We start from the raw sequence: 15125 nt of genomic DNA on the forward strand, positions 1-15125 counted from the left end.
TTTTAGTCCAATCGTTCTAGTATAATGCCGCTGTATATTTCATTTAGTTCAATTTTTATTGGACTAATTTGAAATAACTAGCGGTATTAATTCCTCCCTTTTTCATTTGGGTATAAATTGGGTAAAGGTTCGCTTTGCCAGAATTCTTTCGTGTCAACATCCATAATGGTCAGCGGACCCATAAAAGCGGCACTTGTGTCAACGTTCCAAACGTTTGCCATAAATACCGGAATGGTTTTGTCAATTCTGGAAACCGGCGTGTGACCAATGTAGATTTCATTGTATAACGTCAATCGTTTCGGATATGATAAATCGTCGATTTTCAAGTTTTTGTCCAATGCCAAAGCCATTTCCCACAGCGTTCTGTCCCAATAAAACATTTTTGGGAAATATTCAAAATCAACACCATTCACGTTGGTAAAACCGGCGTGAATAAACAAACGATTCTGTTCATCGAGATAATAATTTTCCAGAGATTGCAGGAATTCAATATGTTTTTTGATTGTTTCGACACTAACTGTGGAATATGCCAAAACCGTTGATTCGCCTCCATGTTTATACCATAATGGATTTTCCTTGGTTTTATTGAGCCATTCCAACAATAATTCATCATGGTTGCCACGAATACAGATGCAGTTGTGAGTGGTTTTCAATTCGATTAAATAATCAATCACTTGGGGCGATTGGCTCCAACCATCCACATAATCCCCCAGAAAAACCAAGGTGTCTTTTGTGGTAACGTTGGCTCTTTCCATGATTTGGTGCAAGGCACGTAAACCACCGTGAATATCGCCTATAACTAGTGTTCTCATTCTATTTTTTAGTTTTATTGGTCTAAATGTTTTTAAAGTGTTCAATTTGCGACCCGAGCGATAGCGAATAGGCGAAGCAATTTTCGGTTGAATTTTCATTGGAGATCATATTTCATCTTCCTCAAAATTCGCAAACATTCTTTAAAAGACAAATATACAGAAGTGAAAGGTTTTAAAAGCAGTTTGGCATCTATCAATTTTTGTTTAGCCTCTTCAAAACCATTGAGATAACAAACCATAAAAGTCGAAGGCAAATTATCTAAATCTTTAAGTTCTCGTTCCGTTAACGTAAGCCCTTTTCGGAGTTTATTCAATAATGAAATATTCGAATTATAAATGTGAAACAACATTTTTTTATTGAATTCTGGCGGTTGAAAGAGTATTTCGCGGTCTATATTATAATAACCATTATCATAAAAATGGATGGTTTGTTTCTCTAAAGGATAATAACTCGTTTTGTCGTTAAGCCCTAAAGAAACATATTCAATTATTGTAAATGAATCGTCGTCATAAGTAATCGTTACTACATCTTGAGCCGAATAAAATAGTTTAATTTGCTCATTGATGAGTTCGATATCAACACGGGAAAGAAATGTTTTGTCGCGAGATCTTTTAGGAACTCCAGCCCAACAAATAACAAATAATTCCTTGAAAACCTTGTATTTAGGAGCCATGTCTTTGTGGCTGAAATTCAAAAAATCAATCACACCATCAAGAGTGTACTCAATACTGTTTCTGGAATTATTTTCAATTCCAATAACGGTTTCTGTGTTTTGATAATTTTTTTCGATTTCCCCTTCCACTGGACTCGTGTTGCTTCCGCGACGAATAAAAATGCTATTGGCAGGAATGGTGTGAATTCCTTTTTTGAAGTGCGACGTTTTGCTTTTTGCCTTAATGGTCACTAATCCAATGACTTTGTCTTTTGGTAAATTTGGGAAAGGCACATTTTCATATTGAATTTTCGGTGGATTTTCGAGATAGGCATTCACTAAATTTTGAATGCGGCTGTCGTCGAAAAAATCATCGCCCACAATTTCGTTGTCATGATCTTCAACACCCACAACAATATAAGAATTATTGGCTGGATTAGAATTAGATAAGGCACAAATGTGTTTCAGAAACTTAGCTTTCCCTTCTCGAGTATGTAAATTCAACTGCCGTTTTTTGTCATAAAAACTGCTCTCATCATTGTGAGCTAAGAGGTTTTTAATTAAAAGACGCTTGTTAATCATTTTTAAAAATAAAAAAGAGCAATGTTAAATTTGCTCTTGTGGTTTCAATCAGAGCCATTTAGTTTCTTCACAATGGCTGTTTATGATGTTAGTAATAAGGAAATTGTTATTTTTATTTTCAAAAAAAACATACCAAGTTGTTCGTTGATTCGATTTATAGAAAATGTATTTTGATCCAAAATTTTTTAATGCTGCTGGCGTTTTTTTTGACGGGAACGTATGGATATCATTTTCTATGAAATCAATTATTTTATCTTTATATAGAATTGAATTTTCGAGATAGCTAAAATAATTTTCTTTAAACAAAACGAAAATCAATTCATTCAAATAGGTCTCTACTTCGGGTTTGTAAAGAATGTTTATTTCTTCCAAGGTAGTGTTTTTAAATATTCCGTAGTTCGTTTTTTTAACTCTTCTCCAGAAATTCCTTTTTTAAATTCTTCTTCAAAATTAAAACTAGTTTGTTTTTTAAGCGTTTCAATTTCATTTAAAACCGTTTGGTCTTCAATCGATAAAATCCAATATATAATTTCTTTTTTTTGTGCTAGGATTTTCATTTTTATAGAATTTAATTCAAAGTTAACGATTTTATTTATTCCGTCTAGAAACAATCTTAACTAAATTACTTCTCTATTTACAATTGTAGCAGATCCTTGTGCGGTTGCCATTACAATCAAATCGGAGATGTTTACATGAGCAGGTCTCGAAATTACAAAATGAATAATATCTGCAATATCTTCGGGTTGCAAGGGTGTTACTCCTTTATAAACATTGGCGGCTCTCTCTTTGTCTCCTTTAAAACGAACTTCACTAAACTCAGTTTCTACCATTCCAGGATGAATGGCACTAACTCTAATTCCGTAGGGATTTAAGTCCATTTTCATACTTTTGTTCAAGGCGTCAACGGCGTGTTTTGTTGCGCAATACACATTTCCGTTAGGATATACTTCTTTACCAGCAGTAGATCCAATATTGATAATATGACCCGATTTTCGCTCGATCATTTGTGGGATAATGGCTTTCGAAACATACAAAAGCCCTTTTACGTTGATGTCAATCATCGCATCCCAATCGTCTAAATCACCATTTTGTATTGGGTCTAAACCATGAGCATTTCCGGCATTATTAATCAAGACATCGATTTTTGAAAAGGCGGGGGGCAAAGAATTTATTCTTTCAAAAACGGCTTTTTTATCTCGGACATCAAACAATAAAGTGTGGATTGCCGTAAATTCGGAAAGTTCTTTTTCGAGTTCATCCAAACGGTCTTTGCGACGACCGCAAATAATAATTTTATAATTGTTTTTTGCTAAAATCCGTGCTGTTGCTCTGCCAATTCCACTCGTAGCTCCAGTCACTAGGGCTATTTTACTCATAATTTGCATTTGTTATTTTAAAATTTTAATCTTTAAATTCGTTTTTGTTTAAATAATTTCTTCTTTTTAAGGAATATCTTTCCCATCACTTTCAATCCAAAAAGAAAACCAATCCTCTAAATCCAGTTCGACCTCGGTGGCCTTCATCAAACGGGCAATTCTGGTTTTGTCGGCGGTGCCGCAAACGGGTAAAATCCCTGAAGGATGTTTTAAAATCCAGGCCAAAAGCAAAATATCAATATCGACATTGTATTTTGACGAAAGTTCTGTTGCCAATTTTTTTACACGTTGCGATTTTTCGTCATCAATTTTAAAAACGGACCCCATCGGAGACCAGCACATCGGTTTGATTCCATTTAATTGCATGTGATCTAAACTTCCGTCAAGCATCGCTTCAAAATGAGTAACCGAAAACTCAATTTGGTTGTAATTTACTTTCATTTTTGTCTGAATTAAATCAGTTTGACTCGGAGTAAAATTTGAAACCCCAACATCCAGAATTTTTCCTTCGGTTATAAGTTTTTCAATCGCTTCGGCAATGGCATCAACTTGCATCAACGGACTTGGTCGGTGTATTAAAAGCAGATCCAAATAATCAGTTTTCAAATTCTTCAGTGATTGTTCGGCTGACGTAATAATGTGAGATTTAGAATAGTCGTAATGGTGGATTCTGGTACCTCTTTTTTCTGATGGGAATTGGATGCCACATTTCGAAATCAGTTGAATTTCTTCTCTTTTGATTTGGCTTTCGCCAAAAGCGTTTCCAAAAGAGGCTTCAGTGGTATAACTGCCATAAATATCGGCGTGATCAAATGTCGTAATCCCGGTTTCGAGACACAAATTCATCAGTTCAATCATCTGGTAATTATTCAGATTTTTGCCCCAAGAACCCCATGTCATGGTACCGGCAATTATTCTGGAAAAGGGTGTTTTTGTCATTGACTTAATTTTTTTAGCGAAAGTAGTGAATCTTCAGTTTTAAAGCGTATTTATTTAAAACTTTAAAATTATGAAAAGACTATCATAAATCATCCTTAAAATTGAGGTTTTATAAGAAGTTTTAACCATTTTTTAACATCGAACCTTCAAAAAAAATTTCAATTTGCACCATCAAAATAAAAGAACACAATTTACAGTAATTAAAATAGAAAAATGGAAGAAAATATAGGTACTATGGACATTAGAGCAATCAATGAAAAAATAGAAAGAGAAAGTGCTTTTATCGATTTGCTGACTATGGAGATGAATAAAGTAATCGTAGGTCAAAAACACATGATCGAGCGATTATTGATTGGATTATTAGGGCAAGGACATATTTTGTTAGAAGGTGTTCCTGGTTTAGCAAAAACTTTAGCTATTAATACCTTGTCGCAAGCCGTTCACGGATCTTTTAGCCGTATCCAATTTACCCCAGATTTACTTCCGGCAGACGTTGTAGGAACAATGATTTACAACATTAAATCCAATGAATTTTCTATAAAAAAAGGACCAATTTTTGCTAATTTCGTTCTTGCGGATGAGATTAACCGTGCACCAGCTAAAGTACAATCTGCTTTGTTAGAAGCAATGCAGGAAAAACAAGTGACTATTGGCGACACTACTTTCAAATTAGACAAGCCATTTTTGGTTTTGGCAACTCAAAACCCAATCGAACAAGAAGGAACCTATCCTTTGCCAGAAGCACAAGTCGATCGTTTTATGTTGAAAACCGTTATTGATTACCCTAAAATGGAAGACGAAAGAATGGTGGTTCGTCAAAACCTAAAAGGAAATTATGAAAAAGTAAATCAAGTTGTTTCAGTAGAACAAATTTTGCGTGCGCAAGAAGCGGTTCGTGAAGTGTATATGGATGAAAAAATAGAGAAATACATTCTAGATATTGTTTTTGCCACTCGTTACCCAGAAAAATATAAGTTGGCCGATTTAAAACCATTAATTAGTTTTGGAGCTTCACCACGTGGAAGTATCAATCTAGCCAATGCAGCAAAATGTTATGCTTTCATCAAACGACGTGGTTATGTAATTCCAGAGGATGTTCGCGCCGTTGTTCACGATGTATTGCGTCACAGAATTGGAATCACTTATGAGGCCGAAGCCGAAAGTATTACTTCAGTTGACATCATCAACAAAATTGTAAACGAAATAGAAGTACCGTAAAAAAGATTTTAGATTTTAGATTGCAGATTTTAGATTTTAGATCTGAAATCATCATTCGTTAATCAACAATCAACAATCAGATGGATACAAAAGACTTACTCAAAAAAGTTCGAAAAATAGAAATCAAAACCCGAAGATTGAGCGATCATATCTTTTCGGGGGAGTACCACACATCGTTCAAAGGGCGCGGAATGACTTTTAGCGAGGTGCGTCCATATCAATATGGTGACGATATTCGTGCCATTGATTGGAATGTGACGGCTCGTTATAATGAAGCACACGTTAAAGTTTTTGAAGAAGAACGGGAATTGACAATGATGCTAATGGTCGACATTTCGGGCTCAGAAAGTTTCGGATCAAAAAACCAATTTAAAAAAGAGATCGTTACTGAGATTGCCGCCACAATGGCATTTTCAGCAACTCAGAACAATGATAAAATAGGATTGATATTGTTTTCTGACCAAATCGAATTATACATTCCACCAAAAAAAGGGCGTTCACACGTTCTGAGAATTATACGGGAATTGATAGAATTTCATCCTCAAAGTCATAAAACGGATATTGCACAAGCCTTGAAATTCTTGTCAAGTACTCAAAAAAAGAAAGCTATTGTGTTTATGATTTCTGATTTTATATCAGAGGATTATGAACATACATTAAAAATAGCTTCGAAAAAACACGATATTACAGGGATAAGAGTATATGATATTCGCGAAGAAAAAATGCCAAACTTAGGAATGGTTTCTATGTTGGATGCCGAAACAGGCGAAACGCAATTGATCAATACGGGTTCAAAAACGGTTCGTATCAATTATGAAAAATACTATCAGGAGAAAGTGAAATATTTCAAGGAAACTTTCAGTAAATCGGGTGCGGGTGTTGTAAATACTAGGGTTGATGAAAGTTATGTAACTAAATTATTAGGCTATTTTAAATCGAGATAAGACAAATTATAACCCTTTCAGGGTTTTGAACCCTGACAGGGTTAAAGTTGAAAATAAATGAAAAAAATATTAATTTTATTACTACTTTCAGCCACCATTTTTGCACAGCAAAAACAGGTACTTACGAGTATAGATACAACAAAAAATAAAATAGGAGCCGAGTTTAAACTTACGTTTAAAACTTCAGTAGATAAATCAACAAAGGTTGTTTTTCCTAAAGCAAAAAACTTTGGCGCTCTCGAAGTGATTCAGTCTTATCCAATTGATACCATCAAGAAAAATGACCGCTATGAATTAATCAAAAAATACGGATTAACACAATTTGACTCAGGAAGATATACTATTCCGAGTGTAAAAATCTTGATTAATAACAAAGTTTTTTTATCGGATTCGCTTTTAGTTGAAGTTGCAAATGTTCAAGTCGATACTTTAAAACAAAAGATGTATGATATTAAAGACATCGTAAAAGTAGAAGATTCTATTGGTGATTGGTGGAAATATATTTTGGGATTGTTAGTGCTAATTGGTGTTGGAGCATTGATTTATTGGTTTGTCAAAAAAAGACAAAAAGCTAAAATAGAAGAGGAAATCTATAAAACGCCTATCGAAAAAGCGACCAGTTTACTTAATAATTTAGAAAAGAAAGAACTTTGGCAACATGGAGAAGTAAAAGAATATTATAGTGAATTGACTGATATTGTTCGAAATTATATCGAAGAAGCCATAGAAATTCCAGCAATGGAAAGCACCACTTCCGAATTAATAGCAGGACTAAAAGTAGCTTCTAAGAAAAAGAAAATGAAGCTTTCGCAAGAAACTATCGAGAATTTGTTTGTGGTTTTAAAACAAGCCGATTTAGTGAAATTTGCCAAATCGAAACCATTAGATTTTGAAATTACCGAAGACAGAAAGAAAATAGAAAGAGCTATTGTCACCTTGGATAAATCGATTCCAGTTGTTGTTCAAGCAGAAGACGATTTGTTGTTGAATGAAATGCAACGCCAAGCACAATTAAAAAGAGAACTAGAAAAACAAAGAAAAAAGCGAATTGTAACTACAGTAATCTCGGTATTTATGTTGCTTTTTATAACAACCTCTTATTTTGTTGTTACCAAAGGTTTCGATTATGTGATTGATAACGTTTTTGGAAATTCATCAAAGGAATTATTAGAAGGGGAATGGGTGAGAAGTGAATACGGAAATCCAAGTTTAAAAATCAATACACCACAAGTTCTCGTTAGAACGGATTTGACAAAAACACTTCCGAAAAACGGATTGGCATTAATTAAAGACATGCAATCATTCACTTACGGAAGCATGAATGCTAAATTCTATATATTGCTTTCAACTTTACATTTCAAACCAGATCCGAGCGCTGGCGAACAAGGAGAACAAAAACAAATCGATTTGTCAAAAGCATTAGAAGGAGCTTTGCAAACTTTAGAAGCACAAGGCGCACAAAATATGATTGTGAAACAAGAAGATTTTGAGACCAATGAAGGGATAAAAGGTAAAAAAGGATATGGTACATTCTCTAAAATTGATACAGAAAATAAAAGTAGTGCCAAGTTGTATTATGAAGCATTAATTTTTAGTCAAGATGGTGGATTGCAGCAAATTATTATCATTCATGAAGAAGGAGATAAATATGCTAATGAAATTACCGATAAAATAATAAGCTCAGTCGAACTTCAAAACGCGAAACAATAATGGGAAAAATCACTTTTTTAAACCCAGAATTCTTTTGGTTGTTTCTATTGATTCCAATTGCAATTGCTTGGTTATTTTGGAAAAAAAATCAACAATCGGCAACATTGAAAATGAGTTCGATCAAAGGCTTTAAAGGTTCAAATTCGTTAATAGTTCGTTTAAAACCAATGTTGAATGTTATTCGTTTATTGGCGTTAAGCTCTTTGATAATTGCAATGGCAAGACCTAGAACTGTCGATATAAGCAGTCAAACAAAAACAACTAGAGGAGTTGATATTGTTATGGCAATTGACGTTTCTGGAAGTATGCTTGCCAAAGATTTGAAACCAAACAGAATGGAAGCCCTAAAAAGAGTCGCTGCAGATTTTGTTGAAGAAAGACCAAACGACAGAATAGGATTGGTAGTTTATGCTTCTGAAGCCTATACTAAAACGCCCGTAACTAGCGATAAAGCAGTCGTTCTTGAAAATATAAAAAGTATAAAATACGATAATGTTTTGCAAGATGGAACAGGAATTGGAATGGGATTAGCAACAGCTGTAAACCGATTGAAAGACAGTAAAGCAAAAAGCAAAGTGATTATACTTTTGACCGACGGTGTTAATAATGCTGGTTTTATCGAACCTGAAACGGCTGCTGATATTGCCAAACAATATGGAATAAAAGTGTATACAATAGGTATTGGTACAAACGGAATGGCTGAGTTTCCTTATGCTGTAGCTCCAAATGGTCAATTTTTATTCCAAATGATGAAAGTAGAAATAGACGAACAATTATTAAAAAATATTGCCAGAAAAACGGACGGAAAATATTTTAGAGCAACCAGCAATAGCAAGTTGGCCGAAATATATAACTCCATCAATAAGCTAGAAACATCAGAAATTCAAGAATTAAAATTCTATGATTATGATGAAAAATTTCGACCATTTGTTTGGCTTGCTGGATTGTTATTGTTGGTAGAAATTGGATTGCGAAATACGGTTTACAGAAGTTTTATATAATCCCCTCCCCAGCTCTCCCCGAAGGTGAGGGAGATGAAACTGGAAAATTGAAATGATTAAAAAATAAAACACTAAAATGTTTGAATTTTAGAAATTGAAACAAGAATATTAAAATTAAAAATCAAGGTTAGATTTTAAATGTTAGAGTAAAAATCTAAAATCTAAAATCTAAAATCCAAAATCTAAAATGGAATTAGACGAATCAAAATATTTATACCTTCTTTTTATACTACCAATTTTGGTGTTGCTTTTTCTATACAATCAATATTGGAAAAAAAAGAAAAAAAGAGAATTTGGTGATTTAGATTTGGTTAAAAAACTGAGTCCAGAAAGCTCTGTTTTTAAACCAATTTTAAAATTGACAGTGCTACTTTTAGCATTAGTCGGAATTATTTTAGGATTGGTAAATCCAAAAATAGGGACCAAAATGGAAACCGTAAAACGAGAAGGAATCGACATCGTCTTTGCTATGGATGTTTCCAAAAGTATGTTGTCTGAAGATGTTGCGCCAAGCAGATTAGAAAAAAGCAAGCAAATCGTTTCTCAAATTATCAATCAATTGGGAAATGACAGAATAGGAATTGTGGCTTATGCAGCCAGTGCATTTCCAGTATTGCCAATTACTTCGGATTATAGTGTGGCAAAAATGTTTTTGCAAAGTATGAACACTGATATTGTTTCATCGCAAGGAACATCTTTGGATTCAGCCATTAAATTATCGGCAACCTATTTTGATGAAAAAAGCAAAACCAGTAAATTATTGATTCTGATTTCAGACGGAGAAGATCATTCTGAGGGAGCAGAAGCTGCAGCAGAAGAAGCCAATAAAATGGGAATGAAAATTATAACTATTGGTGTTGGAACTGAAAAAGGAGGTACAATTCCATTAAGAGTAAATGGAGTTGTTCAAAATTTTCAAAGAGATAGCAATAACGAAGTGGTTATTACAAAACTCAACCAAGAAGGCTTAAAAGCGATTGCCAAAGCTACTAAAGGAGGTTATGTATATGGTGACAACACTAAAAATGTATTGGAATACGTAAAAAACGCACTCAATAATATCCAAAAAACCGAATTTGAATCGACTCAAATGGCCGATTTCCAATCCCAATTTCAATGGTTTTTAGGTTTTGCTTTTGCCTTATTGTTTTTGGATGTTTTCTTATTGGAAAGAAAAACAAAATGGGTACAAAAGTTGAATTTATTTAACGAAAAAGATTAAGCCCCCAACCCCTGAAGGAGGAGTTGGTAGCTAAAGATAATAATGTAATATGTTTATTTACAATGATTAAAAAATATTTTTTTTATATTTTCTTATTCCCTCTTTGGGGGATAGGGAGCTTGTTTGCACAAGAGAAAGACAAAACTTTGCCTAAAGCCAATGACGAATATACTCAGAAAAAGTTTGTTGAGGCCGAAGCGAATTATAGAATTTCAAATTCAAAATTTCCAAAGAGAACTGTTGCCCCATTTAATTTAGGAAATGCAATTTACAAACAAAATCAAGCCGCAGAAGCTAAATTTGCTTATGCAAAAGCAATAAAAAACCTAAAATCGAAATCTCAAAAACACAAAGCCTATCATAATCTAGGAAATGTCTTTATGAAGGAAAAAGATTATTCTAATGCAGTTGAAGCCTATAAAAACGCTTTGCGTAATAATCCTGCCGATGACGAGACAAGGTACAATCTAGCTTTGGCAAAAAAAATGCTTAAAGAAAATCCGCCTAAAGACAATAAAAACAAAGATAAAAACAAAGACAAAGACAATAAAAACAAAGATAAAAACAAAGACAAAGACAAGGATAAGAAAGATAATAAGGATAAGGATAAAAAAGACGATAAGGGAGACAAGGATAAAAAAGATAATAAAGGAGACAAAGACAAAAAAGACGATAAAGGCGATCAAGACAAAGGTAAAAACGGGGATAAACCAAAAGAGGACGGACAACCAAAACCTATGCCTGGAGGGATTTCTAAACAACGTCTCGAAAATCTTTTAGATGCGGTGAACAACGAAGAAAAAAAGATTCAGGACAAAGTAAATGCCCAAAAAGTAAAAGGAAAACCAGTACAATCAGAAAAGAATTGGTAAAGTCTCGTTTATTCGTTTATAAAAAGATTAATTGGTTAAAAAAGATTAATCGCTTAACCGAAAACAGGAATAATAAACACAATTAACCAATTAAATAAATAACCGATTAACCCAATTAAACAAGTAATGAAAAGGAATTTAATTCTATTACTAATAAGTTTTCAAGGTCTTTTAGCTCAAGTTCAATTTGAAGCTAAAGTGAGCAAAACTACGCTTGGATTAAACGAAAGACTTCGTATTGATTTCGTTATGAATATGGATGGGGATAATTTTAATCAACCCTCTTTTGAAGGTTTTAGAGTTATTGCGGGTCCTAGTCAGCAAGTAAGTCAATCTTGGGTAAATGGCAAAAGCTCTTTCGAAAAAATATATTCCTATTTTCTTTTACCCAATCAAAAAGGGACATTAATTATCAAGCAAGCCTCAATCGAGTATAATGGACAAATTTATAAAACTTCTCCAGTAAAAATTAATGTTACTAATGCTGTTGAGCAGCCAAAAGATCCAAATGACACACAGGTTTCTGCAGATGACAATGTGTATCTTGTTGCTGATATTTCTAAGACAAACCCTTATATCAACGAACCCATAACGGTAGTTTATAAATTGTATTTAAGCGGAAATATAATGGGAATTAGCAATTGGAGAGAATTAGACAAACCCAAATACAATGATTTTTGGAGTCAAAACATTGATATCAAACAACTGGTTGCCGAAGAGGGAATGTTTAAGGGAGAAAGGTATAATTATATTGTTCTAAGAAAGACAGTCTTGTATCCTCAAAAATCTGGCAAGCTAGTTATAGAGCCATTATCATTAGATATAGACGTGCAATTGCCTTCAAATCGTAGGGATATGTTTGGACGTGTAATGGTTGTAAACGGGAATAAGAGGGTTTCATCCGGAGCAAAAACCATAACTGTAAAAGCACTTCCAGAGGCAGGAAAACCAGAAGGTTTTTCGGGTGCCGTTGGAAAATTCGATTTTAGGGTAACTCCGTCTAAAACAAATTTAAAAAATGGAGAAAGTCTTGATTTAGTGGTTAGCGTGACTGGAAACGGGAATATGAAATTATTCAATTTGCCAAAACCGGTGGTTCCAAATTCGCTAGAAATGTACGATCCTGTTCATAATGAAATCGTGAATACAGCTTTGTCTGGAATGTCTGGAAAAATATCGGATAGTTATACTATTATCCCTCAATTTAAAGGGGATTATCCAATAAAACCCATGCAGTTTTCTTATTTTGACTTGGGTTCAGGGACCTATAAGACAATAAGTTCTCCAGAAATTCTGGTAAAAGTACTCGATGGACCATCACCCAATGACCAAGTTGCAACTACACCAGGAGTTACAAAAAACGTAATTTCAAGTAGTGAACAATTCAAATATATTAAACTAAAAACCAATCTTGTTTCTATGAAAGAAGAAGATTTCTTAGGGTCTAATTTATTTTATGGATTGCTGTTTGCACCATTTTTGATACTTCCTTTGATTGTGCTTTTCAAAAAGAAAAAAGAAGCCATTGATGGAGATGTAAGAGGAAACCGAATAAAAATGAATAACAGATTAGCTAAGAAATATTTATCAGAAGCTAAAAAACAAATCAACAACAAAGAACCATTTTATGTGGCTTTAGAAAAAGCCATGCATAATTTCTTGAAAGCAAAATTACATATTGAAACCTCAGAAATGAGTAAAAGTAATATTCAAGAACTTTTGATGTCAAGAAATGCAAGTCCAGAAACAGTGATCGATTTTATTAACCTTACTGAAAACTGCGAATTGGCTCGTTATGCACTAACATCGAGTTCAACGATTCAGAATGATTTTGATAAAGCCGTTTTAATAATTTCAGATTTAGAAAAACAGATTACTTAACCAAAGAGAATAAAGTCACAAAGAATACTAATATTAATAAGCTTTGCGCCTTAGTGCCTTTGTGGCAAAAAATATATATAATGAAAAAGATTCTATTCCTATTTCTACTTATAACCCAATTTTTCTTTGCCCAAGCGGGTTTTGAAACAGGGAATTCTTTGTATCAAAAAGGGCAATACGAAAAAGCAATAACAGCTTATGAAAGTGTTTTGGCAACTAATCAACAATCAGCTGAACTTTATTTTAACATAGGAAATTGTTATTATAAACTAAAAAAAGTAGCTCCATCGATTTACAATTATGAAAAAGCTTTACTGCTTAGTCCAGACGATGCAGACATTCAAAACAACCTGAAATTTGCTCAAAAATTAACGATAGATGAAGTGAAAGAAATTCCAACAGTTGGTTTTTCAAAAATGATTCATGACCTCACATCTACTTTTCATTACAATACTTGGGCATGGATTTCAGTTGGTTTTTCTACTTTATTTTTGCTGTTTTTTATAGGCTATTATTTTTCGCAAACGACCGTTTTAAAAAGAATATTTTTCATCGGAATGTTTGTTTTACTAGTATTTCTTGTCATTAGTGTTTCGGCGGCAATAACGGAAAAAAGTAATTGGAAAAATGAAAGGCCAGCGATTGTCTTTGCCGAGATGGTGTTATTGAAAAGCGAACCCCAAAATGGAAGCAATACTGTTTTTACACTTCACGAAGGAACAAAAGTTTTCGTACTAGAATCAATGGAAATATGGAGAAAAATTCAATTGACCGATGGGACTGTAGGATGGATTGAGAAATCAGCGATTAGAGAAGTGAAGGATTAGTAATCAGTGTTCAATAATTAGTATTCAGTACAACTAACCAATTTTTACTTTTTCTTTAATTCCATTATCCATTTTTCTAAAGTTGGAAATAGAAATCCGGATGTTTTTTGTATCGGGCGATAAAATCTTGATTGGTCTAGCGTTTCTTTTTTGGCGAAAAAATTATCGTAATTAATTTTTTCGAAGAGACTTAAAAAGATACTAATTATCAAAACGGTTTTAAAAACTCTAGCAACTGCTCCGCCTAATTTATTTAACCATCCCAAATAAGCAATACTTACTATTTTAGTCAGTGCTTTTGCCAATAATGAAATTCCGATAACTACTAAAATGAAAGTGAGAAAGAAAGCGGTAATTTGTATTGTTTTTGGGTTCCAATGAACAAATTTACCAAGTGTTTCTGTTGTTAAGTCTGAAAATTTTACTGCAATGTAAACGCCTAATAATAATGATATTAATGAGGCTAACTCGGCAAAAAGTCCATTTACCAAGCCTTTGTACACAGCATAAAGCAATAAACTTCCTAAAACAATATCCAAAAAACTCATATTTAAAAAAATTAAAGAACCAAGATAATAGACTTTTGTAGAATAACCAAATCCAACTCCTTATCTTTACCAATTAATTTTGTTTTGAGATATGTTTGTATCAAGCAAATCCTAAATCTCAAATCCTAAATCTCAAATAAAAGAATGTCAAGAGATATACAACTAAAAGAACGCTGGGAACAGCTCGTAAACCAACTTTCGGATCAATTTTCTCAAGGAGAAGACTTAGATTTGGATGCCATTATCTATTTAATAGGTGTCCAAGAACTCGGGAAAGTGCATCGTACCTACGAGAAAGACGAAAAACTCAATCTGATGCATATTGCTATTTGCAGATTGTTAGAACCTTATGGTTTCTACGAATTCGAATTTTTCGACGAAGACGGTTGGCCACATTACAAGGTAAAAGAAGAATTACCTGCCCTAAAAGCAGGCGAACAATCGGTTTTAATGAAAGAAGCTATTGTTAACTATTTTATAGAAAAGGAACTTATAAATTAGTATTCAGTATTCAGTCGCAGTAATCAGTTAAGAATTTTA

General features: G+C 33.4%; 16 protein-coding genes. 9 read left to right on the forward strand and 7 right to left on the reverse strand.

The features are described from left to right. Window positions 1-86 precede the first annotated feature (86 nt). The 6 genes from B2145_RS03555 to B2145_RS03580 form a co-directional block, all read right to left on the reverse strand. Window positions 87-812 (reverse strand): metallophosphoesterase family protein, encoded by a 726-nt coding sequence (locus B2145_RS03555; protein ID WP_291098765.1) that lies wholly within the window; start codon window positions 810-812, stop codon window positions 87-89. A gap of 95 nt (window positions 813-907) precedes the next feature. After that, window positions 908-2047 carry an ATP-binding protein gene (locus B2145_RS03560; RefSeq protein WP_291098307.1) on the reverse strand — a complete coding sequence of 380 codons (1140 nt, stop codon included), beginning with the start codon at window positions 2045-2047 and terminating at the stop codon, window positions 908-910. A gap of 48 nt (window positions 2048-2095) precedes the next feature. Beyond that, window positions 2096-2419: a hypothetical protein gene (locus B2145_RS03565; RefSeq protein ID WP_291098310.1), complete on the reverse strand. Its 324-nt coding sequence runs from the start codon at window positions 2417-2419 to the stop codon at window positions 2096-2098. Beyond that, window positions 2407-2604 (reverse strand): hypothetical protein, encoded by a 198-nt coding sequence (locus B2145_RS03570; protein WP_291098313.1) that lies wholly within the window; start codon window positions 2602-2604, stop codon window positions 2407-2409. Before B2145_RS03570 ends, B2145_RS03565 begins: the two co-directional genes overlap by 13 nt. 60 nt (window positions 2605-2664) lie before the next feature. Beyond that, on the reverse strand, window positions 2665-3423 hold the full coding sequence (locus B2145_RS03575) for an SDR family NAD(P)-dependent oxidoreductase (RefSeq protein ID WP_291098316.1): 759 nt from the start codon (window positions 3421-3423) through the stop codon (window positions 2665-2667). 66 nt (window positions 3424-3489) lie between these two features. Further along, complete coding sequence (locus B2145_RS03580) at window positions 3490-4362, reverse strand: aldo/keto reductase (protein WP_291098319.1); 873 nt, start codon at window positions 4360-4362, stop codon at window positions 3490-3492. A gap of 213 nt (window positions 4363-4575) precedes the next feature. On the opposite strand from B2145_RS03580, the gene B2145_RS03585 reads away from it, so the two are divergent. From B2145_RS03585 to B2145_RS03620, 8 genes are all read left to right on the forward strand, one after another. Next, window positions 4576-5580 (forward strand): AAA family ATPase, encoded by a 1005-nt coding sequence (locus B2145_RS03585; RefSeq protein ID WP_291098322.1) that lies wholly within the window; start codon window positions 4576-4578, stop codon window positions 5578-5580. 80 nt (window positions 5581-5660) lie between these two features. Then, window positions 5661-6524 carry a DUF58 domain-containing protein gene (locus tag B2145_RS03590; RefSeq protein WP_291098325.1) on the forward strand — a complete coding sequence of 288 codons (864 nt, stop codon included), beginning with the start codon at window positions 5661-5663 and terminating at the stop codon, window positions 6522-6524. Window positions 6525-6581: 57 nt separating this feature from the next. Then, complete coding sequence (locus B2145_RS03595) at window positions 6582-8234, forward strand: hypothetical protein (protein ID WP_291098327.1); 1653 nt, start codon at window positions 6582-6584, stop codon at window positions 8232-8234. Continuing rightward, entirely contained in the window at window positions 8234-9235 is a 1002-nt protein-coding gene (locus B2145_RS03600) for a vWA domain-containing protein (protein WP_291098330.1), read from the forward strand. Before B2145_RS03595 ends, B2145_RS03600 begins: the two co-directional genes overlap by 1 nt. Window positions 9236-9422: 187 nt before the next feature. Further along, window positions 9423-10457, forward strand: coding sequence for a VWA domain-containing protein (locus B2145_RS03605; protein ID WP_291098333.1), 1035 nt, complete (start codon window positions 9423-9425; stop codon window positions 10455-10457). A gap of 62 nt (window positions 10458-10519) precedes the next feature. Next, a complete protein-coding gene (locus tag B2145_RS03610) occupies window positions 10520-11329 on the forward strand; it encodes a tetratricopeptide repeat protein (protein ID WP_291098337.1) in 810 nt (269 codons plus the stop codon). Window positions 11330-11455: 126 nt separating this feature from the next. Beyond that, window positions 11456-13210 (forward strand): BatD family protein, encoded by a 1755-nt coding sequence (locus B2145_RS03615; protein WP_291098340.1) that lies wholly within the window; start codon window positions 11456-11458, stop codon window positions 13208-13210. 80 nt (window positions 13211-13290) lie between these two features. Next, the gene (locus B2145_RS03620; RefSeq protein ID WP_291098343.1) at window positions 13291-14037 is read left to right on the forward strand and encodes a tetratricopeptide repeat protein; all 747 of its coding nucleotides are present in this window, start codon (window positions 13291-13293) and stop codon (window positions 14035-14037) included. 44 nt (window positions 14038-14081) lie between these two features. Here B2145_RS03620 and B2145_RS03625 read toward each other — a convergent pair whose 3' ends face one another. Further along, window positions 14082-14585, reverse strand: a complete 504-nt coding sequence (locus B2145_RS03625) for a CvpA family protein (RefSeq protein WP_291098346.1) — start codon at window positions 14583-14585, stop codon at window positions 14082-14084. 144 nt (window positions 14586-14729) lie between these two features. Between B2145_RS03625 and B2145_RS03630 the strand changes: the two genes are divergently transcribed. Further along, window positions 14730-15086, forward strand: a complete 357-nt coding sequence (locus B2145_RS03630; RefSeq protein WP_291098349.1) for a hypothetical protein — start codon at window positions 14730-14732, stop codon at window positions 15084-15086. The last annotated feature ends 39 nt before the right edge of the window (window positions 15087-15125 follow it).

Source organism: Flavobacterium sp. UBA5153 (assembly GCA_002413745.1).
Lineage (GTDB): Bacteria > Bacteroidota > Bacteroidia > Flavobacteriales > Flavobacteriaceae > Flavobacterium.